The following is a 23,550-nucleotide window of genomic DNA, read 5'->3' as shown; positions in this document are numbered from 1 at the left end:
GGGCCCGATTTTGCACCGTTTGACAAAGAGTTCATTAACGGGCTGATACTGGAGTATATGCATACCTTCCTGCAGGCGCCCGCGCTAACCATCCAGGAGCGCTGGCACGGCATTTATCCAAAGCTTACCAACGGTGAAACCAACCTGGTGCTGTTGCCCGAAAAAAATGTAACCATTGTGAACGGTTTCGGCGGCGCCGGCATGACGCTGGCCTTTGGCGTGGCGGAAGAAATTACCGCTGCCCTGTAGCAGCCGTTTCAAAGAACATTCCACGCTAGGACACCCTGGGATGGTAAACCCCTGCTGCGTATTATCTTTATTGAACAGCATTACTTATTTTACCGCTTAAATTCCACTTTCCACGTATGCACCGTTCAATTGTACTCTGGTCTTCTTTGCTATTGCTGTGCGTGCAGCTATGTGCGCAGGAAGCTGTTGTTAACCCGGCCCTGCTCAAAGGCCCCTGGTCCGCTGCCTGGATTTCGGCGCCGCAGGCTGCCCAGCGCGACTACGGCGTGTATCACTTCCGTAAAACCATTACGCTTAACAGTAAGCCATCCAAATACATCATTCATATTTCTGCCGATAACCGTTACCGCCTGTGGGTAAATGGCACGCCTGTATGCAGCGGCCCTGCCCGCGGCGATTTGTATAACTGGAACTTTGAAACCGTGGACATTGCACCTTATCTGCAATCCGGCCGGAATGTGCTGGCGGCGCTGGTTTGGAATATGGGCGTATATGCGCCGGTAGCGCAGGTATCTAACCAAACCGGCCTGGTGGTGCAGGGCGATACTGAAGCGGAAAAAGATGTGAACACCAACCCGTCCTGGAAAGTATATACAGACACCGCCTATACGCCCTGCTCCATTGATAACGGCCGCCGCCTGCACAGTTATATGGTAGTTGGCCCCGGTGATCATGTAAAGGCGGCAGCCTATCCCTGGAACTGGGAGCAGACCGCGTATGACGATGCCGGCTGGCCGGCAGCTGTATCTGTCACCACCCCGCAGCCCGCCGGCAGCGGCTCGGATAACCTGTGGACCCTGGTGCCGCGCCCCATTCCACTGATGGAGGAAAAGCCCCAGCGCCTGCAAAAAGTAAGGCGCGCGCATGGCGTTACTGCTAACGATGATTTTCTTACCGGCAAAGCGCCGCTTACTATACCGGCTCATACCACCGCCAGCATATTGCTGGATCAAACGTTTAACACCACTGCCTACCCCGAACTGACGGTTAGCAAAGGCGCGGGCAGCAGCGTGAAAATGACGTACGCCGAAGCCCTGTTCAGGAATTATAAAAAGGGCAACCGCAATGAAATAGAAGGGCGCGAGATCATGGGCAACTACGATATTTTTGAACCGGACGGCGGCGAACATCGCCTGTTCCGCCCTTTATGGTTCCGTACCTACCGCTACCTGCAGCTGGATATTACTACCGGTAATGAGCCCCTGGTGATTAATGAGCTTACCGGCAGCTACACCGGCTATCCTTTTGTGCAAAAGGCCCGCTTCAGCAGCAGCGATCCTTCCCTGCAGGACATATGGAATGTAGGCTGGCGCACGGCCCGCCTGTGCGCGGGGGAAACGTATTTCGACTGCCCCTATTATGAGCAGCTGCAGTATGAAGGCGATACCCGTATTCAATCGCTCATTTCCCTGTATGTAACCGGCGACGACCGTTTAATGCGCAAGGCCATTCATGACTTTTACTGCTCCCGGGTGCCGGAAGGGCTTACCCAGGGCCGCTATCCGAGCAACCGCCTGCAGGTAATACCGCCTTTTTCCCTGTACTGGGTATCTATGGTGTATGATTACTGGATGCACCGTAAGGACGATGCTTTTATACAGCAGTATCTTACCGCCATACAGGGAGTGCTGGACTGGTACGAAAAGCATATTGACCCGCAGCGGCAAATGCTGGGCCCTATGCCCTGGTGGAGCTTTGTTGACTGGAACCACGCCTTTCCCGGCGGTACGCCGGATGGCGCTACAGATGGCAATTCATCCGTTATTACCCTGCAATACACTTATACCTTGCAGCAGGCCGCCGCCTTGTTTGCAGCGTATGGTAAGCCGGCGGTTGCGCAGCATTATAGCGGGCTGGCAGCGGCGCTTAATAAAGCCACTTATGCGCGGTGCTTTAATACCGCCCGCAATGAAATGGCCAATACGCCGGCTCAGAATACGTTCAGCCAGCATGCAGGCATTATTGCAGTATTGGCCGGCGCTATACCACAGCAGCAGGAGCAAACCGTGCTGCGCCGCGTGCTGGACGATACCACGCTTAGCCAGGCCACTTTTTACTACCGTTTTTACCTGAACCTGGCATTGAAAAAAGCCGGTATGGCTAACCTGTATTACCAGCAGCTGCAGCCCTGGCGCGATATGCTGGCCATAGGCCTTACCACTTTTGCAGAAAACCCGGAGCCTACCCGGTCCGACTGTCATGCCTGGAGCGCCAGCCCCAATTATGACTTTCTGGCTACTATTTGCGGCATTATGCCGGATAAGCCGGGCTTTGCAGAAGTGAAAATACAGCCCGCCATGGGGGCGCTTACGGCAGTAAGCGGTACAGTACCGCATCCGAAAGGCGATATAACGGTAAACCTTAAACGAACAGGCAACAATGGAGTAGCAGCAGAAATAACATTACCGCCAGGTCTTACAGGCCGTTTTATATGGCATAATAGCACAGTTCCCCTGAAAGCGGGGAAACAAAACTTTTTAATAAAAAATTAGGTTTTAAGGAACATTATTGGTAATTTTTGTTAAAACCACGTTATTATGCACCAGGCAGGTCGTTATTACTTTGCCGCTAACCCATTATAATTTATTTTGAGGGCACCAAAACATGGCTGTACAGCAGGACCAGCTTGTGCTAATACACGAAAAGATTTGGATGCCCTGCTCGTAAACAATTAAAATAATATTGGCTTCGGCTAAAAAATAAATGCAGCCTTACAAGTTAAGTGCTGCACGTTCATAACGTGTTAAATGTAAGCAGGTTTCTGTCAAGTTACCTGCTTTTTTTTAACCCTGTTTTTCAGTCTTCGCAGAAATCATCCACAGCCCGGCAAAGGTGATCAGCGCATTCAGTATCAGCAGCTCAATCCCTATCTGGAAACCATTGAACCAGCGGGCGGCATTGTCGCTGATAATATAGCACAGCACCGGCGCAGCCAGGCAAACAGCCAGCACGGCATACCCCTGCCGCACCACGCGTTTGCTGAAAATGCCAAAGGTAAACAGCCCCAGTAACGGGCCATAGGTGTAGCCGGCAATAGTGAGTATGATATTGATGATGGATTTATTGTCGATCCATTTAAAGATAACCACGCACAGGAAAAAGATCACGGTAAAAATCAGGTGCACGCTGCGGCGTACTTTGGTTTTGGCTTTTTCACTCAGGTCATCCCTTTTCTTCAGCCCAAATATATCAATGCAAAAGGAGGAGGTAAGCGCCGTTAAAGCCCCGTCGGCGCTGGGAAACAGCGCGGAGATCAAGCCAATGATGAATACAAAGGAGATTACCGGCGGCAGGTAATTCAATGCCACCGTGGGAAACAGGTCATCGCCCTTTATGCCTATCTGCTTACTGGCCGCAAACAGGTACAGCAGGCCGCCCAGCAGCAGGAATAAAAAGTTTACCAGCACCATCACCACGCAAAAGGTGATCATGTTCTTCTGCGAGTCGCCCAGGTTTTTAACGCTGATGTTCTTTTGCATCATTTCCTGGTCAAGCCCTGTCATGCCTACTGTAATAAAAGCCCCGCCCAGTATCTGTTTCAGCCAGAATGCCCCGCTGTTAACATCTGTATTGAACATATGCGTGTAACCCTTTGCGTTCAGCGCCGACATGGTTTCGCTGAAAGAAATGCCCAGGTGTTTGGTAATGTAAATGATGCACACTACCAGCCCAAGCAGCATAAAGGTGGTTTGCAGCGTGTCTGTAAACACAATGGTTTTTACACCACCCTCAAACGTGTATAACAATATCATCAGCAGTATTACAAACGTGGTGAGCCAAAAGGGCACATGCAGGTTATCCAGTATAAACAGCTGCAGCACATTAATGACCAGGTATAGCCGCGCAGTGGCGCCCAGGGTGCGGGAAATAATAAAGAACAGCGCGCCTGTTTTATACGCCACTATGCCAAAACGCTGCTCCAGGTAATGATAAATGGAAGTAAGGTTTAGCCGGTAATACAGCGGCAGCAATATGAACGCCACAATAAAATACCCGATGAAATAACCGATTACCACCTGCATATAGCCAAAGCCGTTACCACCCACGGTACCGGGCACACTTACAAATGTAACGCCGCTGAGTGAGGTGCCTATCATGCCAAAGGCCACCAGCATCCAGTTGCTGTTGCGGTTACCGATAAAAAAAGATTCGTTGTTGGAATTGCGGCTGGTGACCCACGCAACGCCTAACAGTACCAGAAAATAAGCGATTACTAAGCTGAATAACAAAGTGGCTGACATGCTGAAGTTTTAAATAACGTATAAATGTTCCCCGGTTGTTGCAATGCTATGCAACCCTAAAATAATGCAAAAAACGGTTACCGGAACCGTAAAAAACAGCCTTATTTTTAATCATAGGTAGTAAATTTAGTAGGCAGATGACCGTTTGATGCCCGTTGCCTGCAGGTAATCTGGTAGTTAATACCTAAATTGCTCAACTGTTAAATCAATATAGCACTAACAATGAATAGTACATTAAAAAATCTGAAAGAGCGGGATTGGACGGAAACCAAAGCGCACTCCAGCTGGCAGATATTCAAGATCATGGCGGAGTTTGTAGAAGGCTTTGAGGCCCTGGCCAAAATGGGGCCCTGTATATCAGTATTCGGATCGGCCCGTACAAGGCCGGGTAACAGATATTATGACCTTACCGTGGAAATAGCCCGCCGCCTGGCAGAAGACGGTTTTGGCATTATTTCCGGCGGCGGCCCCGGTGTAATGGAAGCTGCCAACAAAGGCGCGCAAATGGGGAAGGGCAAATCTGTAGGCGTAAACATCACCCTGCCCCATGAGCAATACCCTAACCAGTATATAGATTATGATAAGAACCTGCACTTCGACTATTTTTTTGTACGCAAAGTAATGTTCACCAAATATGCCCAGGGCTTTGTAATGATGCCCGGCGGTTTTGGCACCATGGATGAATTTTTTGAGGTAGCCACCCTCATTCAAACCAAGAAAATGACAGAAACCCCCATGGTGCTGGTAGGTAAGGAGTACTGGAGCGGCCTGCTGGATTGGATCAGCAATGTAATGATGGAAAAGGAAAGCAACATCAGCCCGGAAGACCTGGGCCTGCTGAAGCTTTTTGACACGGCAGATGAGGTAGTGGAATATTTCCGTGTGTTTTACACTACCAATAAGCTCCGGCCCAACTTTTAATACGCTGAGTGCGGGGCGCCGGATGCAGCCTCCCCTTCAGCATTTTTCCGTAGGTTTGCAGAAATTTTTTCCAGCTTATGGACGTTATACCTGCAGCAGTGAATGCATTTGCAGAAAAATATACCAGCCCGGAAAATGATGTGCTGCACCGCCTTCACCGCGAAACATACCTGAAAGTAGAGCAGCCGCATATGCTCAGCGGGCACCTGCAGGGGCAGCTGCTGTCTATGATCAGCCATATGCTGCGGCCACGCCGCATCCTCGAAATAGGCACTTACACCGGCTATTCGGCTATATGCCTGGCACAGGGACTTACAACAGACGGCCTGCTATACACACTGGATATTAATGAGGAAAGGGAAGAAATGTGCAAACGCTACTTCCGCGAAGCAGGCCTGGAACATAAGATCCGTCAGCAGATAGGTACGGCTGCGGGCATCATCCCGCAATTAAATGAAACATTTGACCTGGTATTTATAGACGCAGACAAGCAGGGATATGCCAATTACTTCGATCTCGTATGGGAAAAGCTGCGGCCCGGCGGTTTTATACTGGCCGATAATGTGCTGTATCACGGAGAAGTGCTGAATGACCCTTCGCAGCAAAGCGCCAACGCAAAAGCCATGCTTGGCTTTTGCGAAAAGGTAAAAGCCGACGCCCATGCGGAACAGGTATTGCTGACCATCCGCGATGGGCTGCTCATGATCAGGAAAATAAGGTAGCGTAACAATCGGTTAATCATCTGCACATTTGCATATCTGCACATCTGCACATCTAAAACATTCTTCTCCATGCAAGTAAGAAAATATGGGTTAGTGGTTAGTTTTCTTATCGGCTGCATGCCTGTGCTGAAAGCGCAAACCAAAACCATGACAACGGAGCAGTATATTGCTACGTACAAGGATATTGCCATTGATGAAATGCGCACTTCCGGTATACCCGCCGCCGTTACACTGGCGCAGGGCGTATTGGAAACCCAGAGCGGCAATGGCTGGCTGGTGCTTAACTCCAACAACCACTTTGGCATCAAGTGCAAGAACAACTGGGTGGGCCCCACTGTTAATTATGATGATGATGCCCGCCAGGAATGCTTCCGTAAATACAACAGCGCTGCTGACTCTTACCGCGATCATTCCGCTTTCCTGAAGAATAATCCCCGCTACGCCTTCCTGTTCCAGTTTGACCAGAAAGACTATAAATCCTGGGCCTATGGCCTTAAGCAGGCCGGCTATGCCACCAGCAGAACTTATCCGCAGCAGCTGATTAAGATAATAGAAGATTATAACCTGGAGCAGTATACTGATGAAGGTTTGGGCATTGCCAAAACCAACAGGGATAACAACAATACCGGCGCCGGCGCCACCCGCCCGGAACCTGCAGACATTCAGCCGCCTGCAGTGGCTGCGGTTAAAACCGCGCCAAAGCCGGCTACCAGCATCAAACGGCCCTCTGGCGTGTTTGAGATCAACGACCGTAAAGTGCTGTACCTGCCCGCCGGCACGCCGTTAATACAAATTGCGGAGCGCTATGATATACGCCTCAGCCGCCTGCTGCAGTACAACGATCTTGCTGAAGATGTGCCCCTGCCCAATGATATGTACATTTACCTGCAGAAGAAAGGTAAAAAAGGGAAAGACGATTACCATACCGTAGCCCCCGGTGAAACCATGTACGACGTTGCACAGGCAGAAGGCATTCAGCTCAAATGGCTGCGCCGCCGTAATAAAATGAAGCAGGGCCAGGAGCCTGCCCCTGGCGTAAAGCTGGCGCTGGATGGTTATGCAAGCGCCACGCCCCGCCTGGCAAAGAACCAGCCGGTAGATGAAAATGCAGGAGAAGACTTTTCCATAAAGAAAGCCGGCGACGATATAGAAAAAGAGATCGCCAAAAACCAGGCAACGCAGCAGGCCTCACAGCCCGCCGCACAAACACAGGCAGGCGGCACACCCCCCGCACAAAAGGGCGGTATACCGGTAGCCATGGTAGAAGACCTGAAGAAAGTGGGAGAGGTGAAAATGACGCCTGCAGCAGGGCAGCAGCCCCGCACCACCGGTATTTTGCAGTATCATGATGTGCAGCCCAAGGAAACTGCCTATGGCATAGCCAAACGCTATAACATTACCATAGAGCAGCTGCAGCGCTGGAATAACCTGCAGGGCACAGATATTAAGATAGGCCAGCGCCTGCTGGTAGGCAAATAAAATAGCAGCGCTAACATCGTAAATCTAAATCTACCGTTCGCATGTCAGTCATAAAGGTGCATGATAAATCATTCCAGCCTTACATCGGAGCAGAAGCGCTGCAGCTGCGCATAAAGGAAATGGCTGCGCAGATCAGCAAAGACCTGGCCGGTGAAAAGCCGCTGTTCATAGCCATCCTTAACGGCTCATTTATATTTGCGGCCGATATGTTCAAGTACCTGGATATAGAAGCCGAGATCTCCTTCATTAAGCTGGTGTCGTATAAAGGCACCAAATCCACCGGCAACGTGGTTACCTCCATAGGCCTGGATGAAGACCTGTACGGCCGTACGGTAGTGATTCTGGAAGACATTGTGGACACCGGCAAAACCCTTAATATGTTCCTGCCGCAGCTGCACCACCAGCAGCCAAAAAAACTGCTGATTGCCGCCCTGCTCTCCAAGCCCGAAGCCCTTACCCATCCCGTACCTATTGATTACCTGGGCTTTTCGGTACCCAATAAGTTCCTGCTTGGCTATGGCCTGGATTATGACGGCCTGGGGCGCAACCTGCCGGAGATATACCAGCTTGTAGAGTAATTAATAATTAAGAATGAATAATGAAGGTGTGGCACAACTTTCTATGTTCACTACCCCCTAATTATTAATTATTCATTCTTAATTATTAATTTTAATACATGCGAGTGCTCCTTGCTTTGCTTTGTATATTATCCGCTGTACCTGCGGGCGCGCAAACAATATGGGTAACGGGAGCCGTAGAAGATAGCATTACCCATAATCCCCTGCCCGGGGTAACCGTTAGCGTTATGAACGATACGGTAAAGGTCATTACCAATAAATACGGCCTTTTCCGTATTGTACTGCCGCCTGGGCGTACCACACTTGTTTTTGAACATCCCAAGTATATAAGCAGCACCATACCGGTAGCAAACGTCAGCCGTATACTGGTGTCGCTGTCGCCCCGCGACAAAAATGCGGCGGCTGTCGCCAACGATATTGCCGTGGCCAAAGCAAAGGCCAAAGCCCGTTTTTCACACAGCTCCAATCCTAATTACGGCAACGTTGGTATGGGCATTCATACCTTCTTTGATGAAACCTATGGCACCATTTACGAAAACAAATTTGTAGCTACCAGCAAAAGCGCCACCTCCAACTTTGCGCTGGATGTTGACCGCGCTGCCTACAGCAATATACGGCGTTTCATACGCCTGAAAGAGCCGGTGCCGGCGGATGCAGTGCGTATTGAGGAAATGGTGAACTACTTTCATTATGATTATCCCCTGCCGGACAGCAACCACCTGCTGGCCATCCACACCCGGTATGCCGTATGCCCCTGGGAACCTAAGCATAAATTATTGCAGATAGCTGTGCGCGCCAAACAGGTGGACATTGACAGCCTGCCGGCCAGCAACCTGGTGTTCCTGATAGATGTTTCCGGCTCCATGGGCCAGCGCAATAAGCTGCCCCTGCTGCAGGCGGCCTTTCGTGTGCTGGTAAATAACCTGCGCGCTAAAGACCGCGTAGCCATTGTAGCGTATGCAGGCACCCCGGGCGTAATACTGCCGGCCACCTCAGGCGATCAGAAAGAAAAAATACTGAATGCCATTGACTACCTCAGCGCCGGCGGCGCCACTGCCGGCGAAGCTGCTATAAAAATGGCTTACCAGATAGCAGTGGAGAACTATATAAAAGACGGCAACAACCGCGTGATCATGGCTACAGACGGGGATTTTAACGTGGGCCAAACCAGCGACCAGGAAATGGAAGACCTGATTACACAGAAGAAGGAGAGCGGGGTGCTGCTTACCTGCCTGGGTTTTGGCATGGGCGATTATAAGGATAGCAAGCTGGAAACCCTTTCCAGCAAAGGCAACGGTAACTTTGCCTATATCGATAACCTGGAGGAGGCAAACAAAATATTTGCCCGCGAATTTGGCAGCACCCTCTTCACCGTAGCCAAGGACGCCCGCGCGCAGGTATGGTTTAACCCCGAAGTAGTAAAGGTTTACCGCCTGATAGGGTACGAAAACAAAGTGCTCAAAGAAGATAATTCCAATGGAGATAACATAGCCGGCGGCATTATCGGCGCGGGGCATTGCGCGGTAGCGTTGTATGAAATTATTCCCCATGATACGCTGCCGGCCGATAGTACATTGGGCCAGGTAAAGCTCTGGTACCGGGAACCTTCAGATACTGCGGTGCTTAGCATGGAGCGCGATATTAACGGCCGGTACACGGCTTTTGAAGATGCCTCCGGCGATTTTCGTTTTGCCAGCTCCGTAGCCCTGCTGGGGTTATTGCTGCGTAAATCCAGCTATCGCGGCAACGGTACCACCACTATGGTGCGTAACATTGCCAAAGGTTCATTAGGCAACGACAAAGGCGGTTACCGCCACGAATTTTTAAAGCTGGTGAAGGAGCTGAAGAAATCCGGCAATTTGCAGGGGTTATAGGTAAAGCGGCTTCAGGCAAAATCCAGCTGCGTAAGCTCCCGGCCAAGCGCCTTTACACCTTCCAGTATTTTATGCACCTGTTTGGCAGATGGTTTTTTTACGCCGTTAATGTATTGTGATAATAACGTCTGGTTCATGCCAATGCGTTGGGAAAGCGATTTGGCATTGATTTCCTTGTAGTATTCAAAGAATTGCTGCAGGTCCAGCATAATGGTAATATCAAGGTCCGTAGCCGGTTTAAGGCCTTTATGTTCACGGTACAGGTTAAGAGCGGCCACAATATTCTTTCTTAATGTGGCCATATCTTTACCGGTAGTACCCACCGGGGTTTTCTCAAAATCTTGTGCATACGCAGAAAAACCGGTGGAAGTTTTTTCAACAACAAACACTATTTTTTTCATCATCATACTGCTGCGGTTATAAATGCTGCAAATTACTGCCTGTTAAGCCCTGCCTGTTTCAATATTCTGAGAGCCAGCCCCCCGGCCATTTCAGCCGACCCATGATCAGGAAAAACAATTTCAATACCTGCTTTATCCGGGTGAATCAGTATTTTATGGCTTCCTTTCCCTGTTCTGTACACAATCCAGCCCTCCCTTTTTAAAATTCTTAGCAGCTCCGAACATTTCATTGCTTTTACAATTACAAAGGTAAACAATTATTTACTATTTCCCCTCCCAAAAAGTAAATTATAAATTACCTTTTAGGCAAGTGAAATAAAAAGCCGGACAATCATTGTCCGGCTGTGCTATAGTAAAGGATTTCTAAAAAGGAAAGTATTAATCAGCGGTTAATCACTTAATGAGTTTATAACACTTCCGGATCATCTTCTGTTGAAAATCAAACGGCAGTGTTTGCGCGGTAATATCCCGGATGTTGCCGGCTTTTATCTGTTCCTGCTCCAGCACAAAACGACGGTAATTATTGCTGAAGTACACAATGCCGCCCGGCTGTGTGGCTGCCAGCACCTTGTTCAGCAGCGACACATGATCGCGCTGTATATCCAGGAAATCCTTCATGCGCTTGCTGTTGGAAAAGGTAGGCGGGTCTACCACCACCAGGTCAAAGCTGTTGGGAGGCAGGGTGTCCAGGTATTGCAGCACATCGGCATGCACAAACTGGTGGGCAGGGGAGTTAAAGCCGTTGAGATGCATATTTTCTTCGGCCCAGGCCAGGTAGGTTTTGGAAAGGTCAACGGAGGTAACGCTGCGGGCGCCGCCGGCAGCGGCATAAACAGAAAAGGAGCCGGTATAGCAGAACAGGTTCAGCACCCTTTTATCCAAGGCTTCGGCGCGTACCATGCTGCGGGTAATACGATGGTCCAGGAAAAGGCCGGTATCAAGATAGTCGCTCAGGTTCACCTTGAATTTCAGGCCCGCCTCGTGCACAATAAACTCATGCTTTTCAAACGACAGCTTTTCATACTGGCTTTGCCGGTTTTCCTTGCGCTGCCGTTGTTTAATGAAAATATTTTCCAGCGGCAGCTGCAGCACTTTGGCAACTACTTCCATGCATTCCTCCAGCCATTGCTCATGCGCTTCCTCATCCATATGATGCTTACGCTGGTACTCCGCCACATATACCTGCTGCTCATAGATCTCGATGCTGAACGGAAATTCCGGTATATCATCATCGTACACGCGGTAGCAGGTAATCTGCTGCCGCCGGGCAGTTTTTTGCAGATGGCGGAAAACCTTTACCAGCCGGTTCTCGAACATTGTAAATTTGGAAACATCCGTCATAAGCACGCAAATTAAAGCAAAAAGTAAAAGTCAAAAATAAAAACCGCCGCGGCAACGGCCTTCTGCCAACAATCAGCAACAACGATCATCAACCAACCCCCAATCATCAATAAACAACGACCAATCAGTCAATCAAACAAACAAACAAACAATCAATCTATCTATCTATTCAGCCCATCTATTAGTTATGTAACTATCCAATTATTTAACCGCTGTCTTTAGGCCACTCCTTATACAGCAAAGGCTGCATCATTGTTGATACAGCCCTTGCAATTATCTCTTTATTTAATCAATCAAATATTATAAGCGATCAGTCATCACATCACCTCAAATCCATCAATCCCATTCATCCTTTCACCTGTTTCTATTCGTTATGTCATACATCATAAAAGCATAACAGGCTATGAATCCCCCGCTCCAATCCAATTATTTATAACCATTATTATTTTCAATTGCATTTATGAACGCTCGGTGTTTCGTAATTCGTAATTAACTGAATATGTCCCTTACCTTTTCAAAAAATCCTTTCTCGGATTTTTCAGGGTTGGGTTGAAAGTTATCTGCCGTCTGCAATTTCTCCAGCACTGCTTTTTCTTCAGCAGTGAGGTTTTGCGGCGTCCATACATTTACATGTATCAGCTGGTCGCCTTTCTCATATGAGTTTACGGAAGGGAAGCCCTTGCCTTTAAGGCGGAAGATTTTGCCGCTTTGCGTGCCTGCCGGTATTTTGATCTTGGCTTTGCCGTCAATGGTAGGCACTTCTACCTGGGTGCCGAATACCGCGTCCGGGAAAGAGATGTGCAGGTCATAGGCAATGTTCAGCCCGTCCCGGTGCAGCTCCGGATGCGGCTCTTCCTCTATCAATATCAGCAGGTCGCCGGGGGCCCCGCCTCTTTCACCTGCATTACCTTTGCCGCTCATGCTCAGCTGCATGCCTTCGCCCACGCCGGCCGGTATATCAATGCTCATCATTTCCTCGCCATACATGCGGCCTTCGCCTTTACAATGGCCGCATTTGGCGGTGATGATCTGTCCTTCACCCTGGCAGGTAGGGCAGGTGGTTACGGTTTGCATTTGCCCCAGGAAGGTTTGGGTAACCCTTCTTACCTGGCCCGAGCCGCCGCAGGTGCCACAGGTCTGGAACGCATTTTTATCTTTGGCGCCCAGCCCGTTACAGTGCGAGCAGGGCACGTATTTCTTCACCTTTATTTTTTTGTTGGCGCCTTTGGCTATCTCCTCATAAGTAAGGCGGATCTTTACCCGCAGGTTGGAGCCCCGGGTGCCCCTGCTACGGCGTCCGCCGCCACCGCCGCGGTTACCGCCAAAGAAGCTGCCGAAAATATCTTCGCCGAAAATATCGCCGAAGTTGGAGAAAATGTCCTCCATGTTCATGCCACCGCCGCCGCCGCCAAAGCCGCGGTTGCCCATGGAATGACCAAAGCGGTCATACTGCGCACGTTTATCAGGATCGCTCAGCACTTCATAGGCTTCTGCTGCTTCCTTGAATTTCTCCTCTGCTTCCTTGTTATTGGGATTACGGTCAGGATGGTACTGCATTGCCACCTTGCGGTAAGCTTTCTTGATCTCATCCTGGGAAGCTGTTTTCGCCACAGCCAGTATTTCGTAATAATCTCGCTTGGTAGACATGCTTTATCGCTTGAAAGCCGGGTATTACCCGGCGTGGTTTGTTGTAGTGTTGTTCTTTAAAAAACGGGGGTGAGGCATACCGGTATAGGGTTATGCCATATCGTCACTCCTTATTTGCCTACTACTACCCGCGCATGACGGATCAATTTGTCATTCAGATAGTAGCCTTTTTGCAGCTCGTCCAGTACTTTTCCTTTCAGCTCTTCTGTAGGGGCCGGGATCCCGGTAATGGCCTCATGCAGGTCTGCATTAAATTCAGTGTGCATGCTTTCCATAGCCTTCAGGCCTTTGGCCTGCAGTGTAGATCTCAGTTTATTGAATACCAGTGTTACACCGTCTTTGATAGTATTGATGTCCTGGGAGGTTTCCAGCTGCTTTGCTGCCCGGTCTGCGTCATCCAGCACCTCCAGCATAGCCAGGATCACTTCTTTATTGGCGGTTTGTATAAGTTCTATCCGTTCTTTGGCATTACGTTTCTTAAAGTTATCGAATTCTGCCACCAAACGCAGATATTTATCCCGCATTTCATTCAGCTCCTGCTGCTTTTTATCCAGCGCAGCCTCCTCAGCATTTACGTTTTCAGTTTCCACCTGGGCGCCGGCCTGGTTTACATCTTCAGCTTGCTGACGGTCTGTCTGTATATCTTTTTCTTTTTCTGTCATGATGGTAAAATTATTTGCCTTTAAACTGCAAAGGTACACCGGGCAATTATTTTGCCAACGTAACGTGTACGGACAATTTGGCACCTGTTTTCCATATTTTCATCTCTACATAATCTCTACATACTTCATACCTGATTTTTTATTGCCCATACCTTCGCACTCATAATTCGTAATTCTGTAATTCGTAATTGAATTACCTTTGCAGACCTTTTAAAACAATCAATGACCAAGGTTTTCTTAAAGAAAAAGATACAGAACCGCGTATTACAGGGCCACCCCTGGGTATTTGGCAATGAAGTAGGCCTGATTGACGGGCCTGTGAATGCAGGCGATATTGTAGATGTTTTCACGCATCAGGGCTTTTTTGTAGGCCGGGGGTATATTAATCCCCAGTCACAGATACTGGTGCGCATTCTTACCCGCGACAAGAACGAAACCATAGATGCCGCCTTTTTCCACCGCCGCCTTCAAAAGGCCTGGGAATACCGGCAAAAGCTGGGGTATGTAGAAAACTGCCGCCTCATTTTTGGAGAGGCCGATGAAATGCCCGCCCTGATCATTGATAAGTTCAACGATTATTTTGTGCTGCAAACCCTGGCCCTGGGCATGGACCGCTGGAAGGGCGCTATTGTAGATGCCCTGAACAGCATTTTCAGCCCTAAAGGTATTTATGAACGGAACGATGTGCCGGTGCGCGAGCTGGAAGGCCTGTCCCAGCAAAAAGGCTTCCTGGGTGCGCCCTTTGATACCAATATCATCATTAACGAGAACGGGCTGAGGTTTCATGTGGATATTGTAAACGGCCAGAAAACCGGTTATTTCCTGGACCAGCAGGATAACCGCCGCGCCATTCAGCATATTGTTAAAGGGGCCGATGTGCTGGAAGCTTTTTGCTATACCGGCACCTTCTCCTGCCATGCAGGGCATTATGGCGCTAAAAGCGTACTGGGACTGGATATTTCAGAGCATGCCGTAAACACGGCCCGCCGCAATGCGCAGCTCAATAACCTGGAGCAGGTATGCCAGTTCCAGGCGGTGAATGCCTTTGATGTGCTGAAGCAATGGACCCGGGAAGATAAGCAGTTTGATGTGGTGATACTGGACCCGCCGGCCTTTACCAAAAGCCGGGAGAACATACAAAAAGCCATTACAGGCTATAAGGAGATTAACCTGCGCGGTATGAAGCTGCTGAAGCCCGGCGGCTTCCTGGTTACGGCTTCCTGCACCAACCTGGTGCCGCCCTCCCTGTTCCTGGAAATTATTGATATGGCGGCTAAAGACGCCAAGAAAAAGCTGCGCCAGGTTACCTTTCAAACGCAGGCCCAGGACCATCCTATTTTATGGAATATTGAGAATACTACGTACCTGAAATTCCTGATCGTAGAGGTTTCGTGACCAGGGAAAATATTACTTCACCACGTTAAACTTACCGGACTCAATCAGGTTGCCGTCACGGTCGCGGAGCTGGAAAATATATACGCCGCTGTAGTAGGAGCCCAGGTCCACAGAGGTGCGGCCGTTAATGTTCTTTACCTGGTCTACTTTCTTACCCAGGAAGTTATAGACAATAAGGTCGTATACTTTATCGTTATTATGCTGTTGAATTTCAAAATTAATTCTGCTGCTGGCGGGGTTGGGATAGAGTTTAACAATTTTCGCTCCCCCCTCCGGATCCGATGGAAGCGTTTTATTAGCCTGCGCACTGCCGGCAAGGCAATGTAAGCAGAGTAGTAAAGTAAGAAAGAGAGTAGAGGTTTTCCACATAGTAATATAAAGATAAAGATTTTTTCAAATATTTCAGTTTAAAATTTGAGTTATCGCCTATGTAAATATAACAAACGGCAGGCCAATTCAGGTGGCCTGCCGTTCTTTTTTTGGAAAAGTTTAACGCTTTCGGGCGTATTTTATTGTAAAGCGTTCAGCGTCTGCTTAATAGCTTCAAAATTTGGCAGGTCGCCGGCGCTTTCCAGCACTTCGGCATACCGCACTGTACCTTCCTTATCTACTACAAAAGCCGCTCTTTTTGACACGCCTTTCAAATCCAGCACAAAAGTTTCGTAAAAGGCGCCGTATGCCTGGGATGCCTCCTTGTTAAAGTCCGACAGCAGGGGAAAGTTCAGCTGCTGTTCGGCCTTGAATTTGCCCAGGGTAAAGGGAGAGTCTACAGAAATACCTACCACGGCGGCATTCAGACCGTTGTACATGCTCAGGTTGTCCCTTACGGAGCAAAGCTCTTTGGTACAAACGCTGGTAAATGCCATGGGAAAGAACAGGATTACCAGGTTCTTACCCTTAAAATCATCCAGGGATACTTTGTTTTTTTCGGTATCAACTAAAGTAAAGGCCGGTGCTTTAGCTCCTACGGTTGCGCTCATATTAAAAGTTGTTAGTGGGTGAGGAATTAATGAAGGCGTAAAATTACATGAAACCGCCATCAATTCCCAACCCGCTAAAAGCCTGCAGCCAACAGCGCCTTTAAAAGTGCGGACAGTTAGTCATTTCCAGCGTGCTGTTACGGCTGTTCAGGAAATCCTTGAACACCAGCGATATTTCAAAGCCGCCAAAGGTTTGGCTGGCCGTGCGCAGGCTGGAAATATTGGCGTCGTAGCTGGCGCCTACTTCCCAGGTGCCCATATCCAGCTTAATAGTGGGTATAACAGCATCGTTCCAGCGCAGGAACAGCCCGCCGTAAATGCCCCGGTCCGACTCCAGCCCCTGCTCCAGCAAGCCGTACCCGATCAGCGCCCCGCCGATATATTCACTGTAGGTGCCCTGGTGCAGCTGGTTATATTGCGCTATTACTTTTACCTTATCTGACATAGGTACAGTAATGCCGGCGTTAACGGTAAACTTCATGTCCAGCTCTATGCCTTCATCTTTATAGAACGATACCTTGGGGCGGTTCAGGTGATAGGCGGCCCCGCCAATGAAGTAGCTGGTATTTTCACCAATGGTGCCGTTATAGCTCAGGCCAATGCCGGCGTCCAGGTAAGAGTAGCCGCGCAGCGTTAACCGGCCGTCCTCCCCGGTAGGGGCATAGGGGTCAAAGCGCCCGTTGGTGTACTGGTTGTTAAAGGTAAGATGGGAGGGATCAAACTGCCGCTGCACCAGGCCGCCCATCACGCCCAGGGAAAGAAAGCTGCTTTTATCCGCGCTTAATGATTTGTGGAAGTTGAAAGCCGGCAATATCTGTACGGATTGCAGGCGCGATGTACCTGCACGGTCATAGGAAAGCTGCAGGCCGGCTGTTACAAAATTGTTGCTCATACCTACGGGAAACTTCATTTCCCCGCTGAACGTGCCGGTCTGGTAGGGGATGGTAACACTGTTCCACTGGTTACGGTATACAGCCTGTAAACGCACATCCCCATTGAAAAGACCGATCAGCGCAGGGTTGCGCAAAATTGGCGTTTCATAGAACTGCGACAAGTGTATATCCTGCGCAGTTGCAGTGGGTATGGCATAGGTACCTGTTATAACCATTACCAGCATGCTGCGTAATAGTTTACTCATAGGATGATTTTAATTATCGGTTAATTCGGTTATCGTAATAAAGTCACATTTCCCCTCAGTGTAAACGGTTCGTTGTTGTCGCAGCGCGCCTCTATAAAATAAATGTACACGTCGGCCGCCTGCGGCTGGTTTTTATAGGTGCCGTCCCATCCGGTGCTGATGTCGTCTATAGCTATATTTTCCCGTTTAAACACCTCCTGTCCCCAGCGGTTGAAAATTCGGAAGGATGTTATAAAGTTAACACCTTTTCCGCGAGCGTAAAAAATATCGTTTTGCCCGTCGCCGTTAGGACTGAAGGCATTGGGCACATATACAACACCCGGGTCGCATACCAGCTGTATGGCTACCACATCACTGTTGGTGCACCCGTCTGCATTGGTAGCGGTAATGCTGTAGCTGCCGGGCTGGCGCACGTCGGCCAGCGTGGTAGCGCAGGTAGCACAGTCCAGGTTGTAAGCTGGCGTCCATTGCCAGCTTACAATATCCGGGCTGCCGCTGGCTTCCAGTATTACACGGGTGCCGGCAGTTACGGTTTGATCCGGCCCGGCAACTACGGTAGGCAACGGCTTTACCTGTATGGTTACCTGCTGCGTTTGGCCGGGGCAGCTGGCGTCATTGGTGCCGGTTACAGTATAGGTAACGTCCTGCTGCGGGGTGCTAACGGGATTGGCTATATGAACATTGGTAAGGCCGGTGGCAGGCGCCCAGCTGTAGCTGACAGCGCCGCTTGCTTTCAGCTGTGCGGAGCCGCCAATGCACAGCACTGTATCGGATGATACCGCCAGCTGCACCTGCGGCACCACCTTTACCGTGGCGGAGTCGGTAACATAGCAGGCATAGGCATTGCTGGCTGTTACATAGTACTTGGTGTCAGTAACCGGGTTGGCCACAGGGGTGGCGCAGCCTACACAGCTCAGGTGGTCATTGGGACTCCACAGCAGCGTACCGTCCGATACCGCGTTAAGCGTTATACCGTTGCCTTCGCATATCTTATACTGGTGTGCAGCCAGGCTAAGCGCGGGTGTAGGATCAATGGGTATTTGCTGGGTAAAGGAGTCTACGCAGTTGCGCGCATCTGTTACGATCAGCGTAACAGCTACGGTGCCGGCAGGCGAGTAGCTGGGTGCAGGCGGCACCTGCGAAATGGCCGTGGTACCGTTGCCCAGGCGCCATTTCCAGTTGGTGATGGGTATATTGGGCCAGGGCTGCGAAGCATCTGTAAACATTACCGGTTGCCCCACACAGGCTTTGCCTGCCACAAAATCCGCCACTGGCGCTATAATGGTAATGTGCTGCGGTTTTACTACCGTATCATTACAGTATACGGCCGGGTCTTTATAAAAGACAATAAGCGTATCGGTATAGGTGCCGCTTTGCTGGTAGGTTTTGTAAATATCCTGGGCAGTGGTATCTAACAGGGTTTGATCGCCAAAGCGCCAGCTGTAGTGGTCTACCAGCTGTGAGGGTATATTCAGCGCGCCGTAGCCAATGCTGCTGCCCCGGCAAATGCTGCTGATACCGGTGCTGAAATCTGCCTCGAAGCATGACACCGTATGGAAATCGCTGCTGGTGCAGGTGCCGGCTGTTTCGCGTACGGTCAGGCGTACCGTGTAATCTCCATGCTGGCTGTACACATGGGCTGCGTCCCGCGTGTATTCCAGGGGGCTGCCGTCGCCAAAGTCCCACTCATAGGTTACACCGGCAGTGGCGCCGGAGGTATTGGTAAAGGTAAAGGCCCTGCGGTTGGTGCAAGAGCGGGTAAATGTAAAGCGGGCTGCGGGGCCGGTTATTTGTACGGTTACGGGTATGCTGCCGGTATAGCAGCCGTTGCTGCCGGCCTTCATTTGCACCTGCAGGGTGCCGTTGCTTTTAAAGCCGTGCGTAATATCGTTCTGCGGGCCTTCCTGCGTGGTGCCATCGCCAAAATCCCAGCTGTAGCTATCGGCATTGGTGGCAGTGGCCAGCAGGCGCACCGGCGATCCTGCGCAGGCCGTGCCCGGTGTGGCGGTAAAGCTTACATTGGTGGGCGGTGTGCCGGTACGTACCAGCTGTCCTGCGGTGGCGGAGGCGGTACAGCCCTGTTGCGTGGTAACGGTTACGGTTACATCATAGCTGCCTATGCCGCTATAGGTGTGGGTGGCGCTGCCGGTGGCTGTTTGCTGGGTGGCGCCGTCGCCGAAGCTCCAGGCGTATTGGGTTACCGGGTCGTTATTAATGCTGCTAACACTGGCTGCCAGCGCGGCATTTACCGGCGCGCAGCCGGTAAGACCGGTGCCGCTGATGTTAATAACAGGGACGGCTATATCTATTAAAGCAGTTTTGGTAAGCGTTTGCGTACAGCCGGCGGCGTTGGTAACGCTAAGGGTTACATTAAAGCGGCCGGCCCGGGTGTAGTTATGCGTGGCTGTAACGCTGTTGGTGGTGTAGGCGGCAGTGCCGTCGCCAAAATCCCAGGTGCGCACAAACCCGTCCGGCGTATTATCGGTAAAGGTGGCGGTAAAAGGTTTGCAGCTGGTGGTGGTGTTTACGTCAAAATCCACTACCGGGGAGGGTTGTATGGTAATATCCTTATAGTAGGTGCTGCTGCCGTTTGCATATTGTACGGTTAAGCTAACGCGGTAAGTGCCTGGCTGTGCATAGCTGTTTTGCGGCGATGCCACATGTGAGGTAGATCCGTCGCCCAGGTCCCAGTCATACGCCAGGGCGTAACCGGTGCTGGTGTTTTGAAAAGTGAGGGTAGCGGGCGCGCACAGTCCCGGTGATGCGGTATATGTGAAATTTGCCTGCTGGCCGCTTACGCGTATACTGTACAGTAGCCCTGTGAATAACAGCGCAAACGGCAGCACTGCTGTTGAGAATGTAGGTGTTGGGCTTTTCATAGGTATAGTTATAGCGGTGAAATTAACCACAAATTAACAAAAAACAATATATTATATATAATACCTCCCTGAAAAGCTACAGGCTGCGGCGCTTATCGTAATAATGTTACATTTCCCTTCAGCACAAAGGTTTCATTGGTATCGCACACCAGCTCTGCATAGTACACGAACACATCGGGGTTCAGCGGCACCCCGCGGAAACGGCCGTCCCAACCGCTGGAAGCATCTTCTATATTCGCATTGCTGCGTTCAAACACCATCTCTCCCCAACGGTTAAAGATCCGGAATACCTTAATGGCTTTAATACCGCGCCCGCGTATGTAAAACAGGTCGTTCTGCCCGTCGTTATTAGGGGTAAAGGTATTTGGCAGGAACACGGAGCCGGAGGTGCACACCAGCTTCACATTCAGCTCGTCTATAGCTACGCAGTTATACTGGTTGGTAGCAATTACATGATAGGTAACAGAGTTTTTGGGTTGCGCCAGCGGGTCCATACAATCCGTACAGCTAAGGGTAGGATCGGGCCGCCATTCAACCTTTGTAACATCGGCGCTGGCCTGTAGCTGCAGCCGTATTTCAGACCCCACCGGCACTTCCAGGTCGGGCCCCAGGCTTATAACAGGCGGTTGATTTACGGTAACCGTTACAAGCGCCGTGTCTGTAAAGCAGGCATCATCACCATAACCTATTACCTGGTAGGTAGTGGTAGCGGTGGGGTGGGCTACGGGATCGGCCGCATCTGTTTTGTTCAGCCCTGTTTCCGGCGTCCATTTATAATGCGGGGCGCCGCTTAAATGCAGCTGTACCTGCCCGCCGTTACAAATGGCTGCATCTGTGGAGCTTATTTCAAACGGCTGTGTAACCGTTACTGTTATATCGGCCTCACGGCTGCAGCCGGCGCTATTCTCAGCCAGCACATGATAAGTGGTATCTTTCAGCGGTGTTATAACCGGGTTAGGACTACGCGGGTCTGATATCTGGTAGTCCGTCCATGTAACCTCCGCATCCGGGCTGGCATTGGCGCGCAGCTCCAGCGACTGGCCCAGGCAAAGATGCGCATCCTGCGGCATAGGCTGCAGGTCCGGTATGGGCGCTACTTCTACAACAGTGCCTGCTGTATCAGGGCAGGAGCCGTCGCCGTTGGTAATGGTAAGCACTACCAGGTTATTGCCAGGCGTGTTCATGGTTATGGGTTGCGGATCAGCGCCTTCAATTACCTGGCCGCCGGGTGTTATGCTCCAGCTCCATTTGGTGCCGGGCAGCTGTTTGGCATCGCTGCCCTGCAGCCTTACACTGGTGCCCACGCAAACAGGGGCAACAGGCGTTATTTCCGCCTGGGGCTTGGGGGGCACTACCGCGGGCAGCGTTACTTCGCCGGTGCAGCCGTAGGCGGTGGTTACCTGCAGCTTTACCGGGTAGGTGCCTACCTGGTCGTAGGAAAAGCGGGGGTTGGCGTCGGTAGATACATCGTCTGTACGGCCGTCAACGCCAAAATCCCATTTGTAGGTTAAAGGTAGGTTCAGCTGATCTTTGGTTACACTCTTGCTGTTGTCTGTAAACGATACAAAACCGCCGTCGCAGGCCTGCGTGGCATCTATGGTAAAGCCGGGCGTTACCTTGTCTGCTACTATCTGGTCATCGCCCAAAGCCGGTACCTGGCAGCCTTTGGAGTCTTCCAGTATTACACGGGGATGGTAAATGCCTTCTTTCGTATACTCATAGCTGGTAGTAGGCGTGGTGGTGGTTACTACATGGCCGTCGTCAAAGTCCCATATGTATTTTACCGCATTGGTGCTTGTGGCGGTCATATCTATTTTCAGCGGCATGCACCCGGTAGTGGGCGTGGCTGACTGGGTGCCGTCCGGCCCCTGTATGGTGAGCGATTGGCTGGTTGTGTCAAAGCAGCCGCCTTCGGTATACACTTTCAGTATTACCTTATAATTTCCCGGGCGGCTGTATGCGTGGCCGGGCGATACTTCCGGTGAGGTGCTGCCGTCCCCGAACTGCCAGGCTACATGATCGTAGTCGGTAGAGGTGTTGGTAAAAGGTACCAGCACCGGCGGGCAGGGGGGCAATGTGGCGGGGAAGTTAAAAACAGCTTTAGGGTCGCGCACGGTAATAAAGTTCAGCGCTTCCTGGCTGGCCTTACACCCGTCTATATCAGTTACCGTCAGCTTTATCGTGTATACGCCAGCTTTAGTATAGGTGTAAAGGGGCCCTGCTTCCGTACTGGTGCCGCCGTCGCCAAAGCTCCAGTCATAGGTGAGCGACTGTCCGGTGCTGTTGCTGGAAAATTTAAAGTCCTTCTGCAGGCAGGCTTCCTGGCCTGGCACCACGATGTTGGCGGCTACTACGTTTACAGATACGGGTTTGGTAATGCTGCCCTTACAGCCCTGCTGGTCAGTTACGCTTAATGTTACCCGGTAGGTGGCCATGGCGTTAAAGGTATGGCTGTAGCCGGAGGGCTGCTGGGTGAGCGTGTCCAGGGGGCTTCCATCCCCAAAGTTCCATACCCAGGTAGTAAGCGGGCCGGCCGAAGTGGTGCTGCTGGCATCCGTAAAGGTAAAGGGCTTTTCTTTACAGGCGCCGTCAAAGGTAAAGTCGGGTGTAACGCCGTTCGCTGTTACCTGTATGCTGTTGGAGTATTGCGGGCAGCCGTTAATATCTTCCAGCACTAAACGGGCGGTATAGGTGCCGGGAGTGCGGTAAATATGCGCATAATTTGCGGCAGGGTCAAAAGCTGCCGGGGCCAGTGGGGTGCTGCTGCCATCTCCCCATTCCCACCGCAGCAGGGCAACTACATCCGTATGTATGGGGCTGGTAACATTAAAGATTACGGAGTCGCCTGCGCAAATAGTGGTAGGGTTAGCCTTTATGGCCGGCTGCTCGTCAATAATGTGAATGATCTGCGATCTGTTGCTGCTGCAGCTGCCGTTGCTTACCGTAAGCTTTACCGTGTAAGTGCCGGTTTGCGTGTAGGTATGTTTGGGCGACTGGTCTGTAGAGGTGGTGCCGTCGCCAAAGTCCCACAGCCAGTTTTTAG

General features: G+C 50.7%; 19 protein-coding genes. 8 read left to right on the top strand and 11 right to left on the bottom strand.

All coding sequences use genetic code 11. From position 1 onward, the window contains the following. Window positions 1-249, top strand: a 249-nt coding sequence (locus VFS25_RS08550; RefSeq protein WP_326461713.1) for an FAD-dependent oxidoreductase, incomplete at its 5' end; no start/stop codon positions are given. A 116-nt stretch (window positions 250-365) separates the two neighbouring features. After that, window positions 366-2,741, top strand: coding sequence for an alpha-L-rhamnosidase C-terminal domain-containing protein (locus tag VFS25_RS08545; protein ID WP_326461712.1), 2,376 nt, complete (start codon window positions 366-368; stop codon window positions 2,739-2,741). Between the two features lie 291 nt (window positions 2,742-3,032). Here VFS25_RS08545 and VFS25_RS08540 read toward each other — a convergent pair whose 3' ends face one another. Then, window positions 3,033-4,490 carry a sodium:solute symporter gene (locus VFS25_RS08540; RefSeq protein ID WP_326461711.1) on the bottom strand — a complete coding sequence of 486 codons (1,458 nt, stop codon included), beginning with the start codon at window positions 4,488-4,490 and terminating at the stop codon, window positions 3,033-3,035. 222 nt (window positions 4,491-4,712) lie between these two features. Here VFS25_RS08540 and VFS25_RS08535 point away from each other — a divergent pair, with 222 nt between their 5' ends. The 5 genes from VFS25_RS08535 (at window position 4,713) to VFS25_RS08515 (ending at window position 10,064) form a co-directional block, all read left to right on the top strand. Further along, window positions 4,713-5,411, top strand: a complete 699-nt coding sequence (locus VFS25_RS08535) for a TIGR00730 family Rossman fold protein (protein WP_326461710.1) — start codon at window positions 4,713-4,715, stop codon at window positions 5,409-5,411. 77 nt (window positions 5,412-5,488) lie between these two features. Further along, window positions 5,489-6,133: an O-methyltransferase gene (locus VFS25_RS08530; protein ID WP_326461709.1), complete on the top strand. Its 645-nt coding sequence runs from the start codon at window positions 5,489-5,491 to the stop codon at window positions 6,131-6,133. A 69-nt stretch (window positions 6,134-6,202) separates the two neighbouring features. Further along, window positions 6,203-7,612: a glucosaminidase domain-containing protein gene (locus tag VFS25_RS08525; protein WP_326461708.1), complete on the top strand. Its 1,410-nt coding sequence runs from the start codon at window positions 6,203-6,205 to the stop codon at window positions 7,610-7,612. A 41-nt stretch (window positions 7,613-7,653) separates the two neighbouring features. Then, the gene (gene hpt / locus VFS25_RS08520) at window positions 7,654-8,190 is read left to right on the top strand and encodes a hypoxanthine phosphoribosyltransferase (protein ID WP_326461707.1); all 537 of its coding nucleotides are present in this window, start codon (window positions 7,654-7,656) and stop codon (window positions 8,188-8,190) included. Between the two features lie 98 nt (window positions 8,191-8,288). Beyond that, window positions 8,289-10,064, top strand: coding sequence for a YfbK domain-containing protein (locus VFS25_RS08515; protein WP_326461706.1), 1,776 nt, complete (start codon window positions 8,289-8,291; stop codon window positions 10,062-10,064). Window positions 10,065-10,075: 11 nt separating this feature from the next. Here VFS25_RS08515 and VFS25_RS08510 read toward each other — a convergent pair whose 3' ends face one another. The 5 genes from VFS25_RS08510 to VFS25_RS08495 all read right to left on the bottom strand — a co-directional run bounded on the left by VFS25_RS08510 (window position 10,076) and on the right by VFS25_RS08495 (window position 14,115). Then, window positions 10,076-10,471: a helix-turn-helix transcriptional regulator gene (locus VFS25_RS08510; protein WP_326461705.1), complete on the bottom strand. Its 396-nt coding sequence runs from the start codon at window positions 10,469-10,471 to the stop codon at window positions 10,076-10,078. Between the two features lie 26 nt (window positions 10,472-10,497). Beyond that, window positions 10,498-10,695, bottom strand: coding sequence for a type II toxin-antitoxin system HicA family toxin (locus VFS25_RS25340; RefSeq protein ID WP_414647710.1), 198 nt, complete (start codon window positions 10,693-10,695; stop codon window positions 10,498-10,500). 163 nt (window positions 10,696-10,858) lie between these two features. After that, window positions 10,859-11,806 carry a class I SAM-dependent methyltransferase gene (locus tag VFS25_RS08505; RefSeq protein ID WP_326461704.1) on the bottom strand — a complete coding sequence of 316 codons (948 nt, stop codon included), beginning with the start codon at window positions 11,804-11,806 and terminating at the stop codon, window positions 10,859-10,861. A 489-nt stretch (window positions 11,807-12,295) separates the two neighbouring features. Continuing rightward, window positions 12,296-13,453: a molecular chaperone DnaJ gene (gene dnaJ / locus VFS25_RS08500; RefSeq protein WP_326461703.1), complete on the bottom strand. Its 1,158-nt coding sequence runs from the start codon at window positions 13,451-13,453 to the stop codon at window positions 12,296-12,298. A 110-nt stretch (window positions 13,454-13,563) separates the two neighbouring features. Next, window positions 13,564-14,115, bottom strand: a complete 552-nt coding sequence (locus VFS25_RS08495) for a nucleotide exchange factor GrpE (protein WP_326461702.1) — start codon at window positions 14,113-14,115, stop codon at window positions 13,564-13,566. A 222-nt stretch (window positions 14,116-14,337) separates the two neighbouring features. Between VFS25_RS08495 and VFS25_RS08490 the strand changes: the two genes are divergently transcribed. Next, window positions 14,338-15,510, top strand: a complete 1,173-nt coding sequence (locus VFS25_RS08490) for a class I SAM-dependent rRNA methyltransferase (protein WP_326461701.1) — start codon at window positions 14,338-14,340, stop codon at window positions 15,508-15,510. Window positions 15,511-15,522: 12 nt separating this feature from the next. Here the strand turns inward: VFS25_RS08490 and VFS25_RS08485 are convergent, their stop codons facing one another. From VFS25_RS08485 to VFS25_RS08465, 5 genes are all read right to left on the bottom strand, one after another. Next, complete coding sequence (locus tag VFS25_RS08485; protein ID WP_326461700.1) at window positions 15,523-15,879, bottom strand: T9SS type A sorting domain-containing protein; 357 nt, start codon at window positions 15,877-15,879, stop codon at window positions 15,523-15,525. Window positions 15,880-16,019: 140 nt separating this feature from the next. Beyond that, complete coding sequence (locus VFS25_RS08480; protein WP_326461699.1) at window positions 16,020-16,490, bottom strand: redoxin domain-containing protein; 471 nt, start codon at window positions 16,488-16,490, stop codon at window positions 16,020-16,022. 100 nt (window positions 16,491-16,590) lie between these two features. Continuing rightward, window positions 16,591-17,628: a PorP/SprF family type IX secretion system membrane protein gene (locus VFS25_RS08475; protein ID WP_326461698.1), complete on the bottom strand. Its 1,038-nt coding sequence runs from the start codon at window positions 17,626-17,628 to the stop codon at window positions 16,591-16,593. A 29-nt stretch (window positions 17,629-17,657) separates the two neighbouring features. Continuing rightward, window positions 17,658-20,507: a PKD domain-containing protein gene (locus VFS25_RS08470; protein ID WP_326461697.1), complete on the bottom strand. Its 2,850-nt coding sequence runs from the start codon at window positions 20,505-20,507 to the stop codon at window positions 17,658-17,660. Between the two features lie 92 nt (window positions 20,508-20,599). Then, window positions 20,600-23,550 (bottom strand): PKD domain-containing protein (locus tag VFS25_RS08465; RefSeq protein ID WP_326461696.1); only part of this gene is annotated, 2,951 nt, incomplete at its 5' end.

Source organism: Chitinophaga sp. (assembly GCF_035761305.1).
In the GTDB taxonomy this organism is placed as follows: domain Bacteria; phylum Bacteroidota; class Bacteroidia; order Chitinophagales; family Chitinophagaceae; genus Chitinophaga.
Note: the sequence above shows the minus strand (reverse complement) of the source record. Positions and strands in the feature narration are given on the sequence as shown.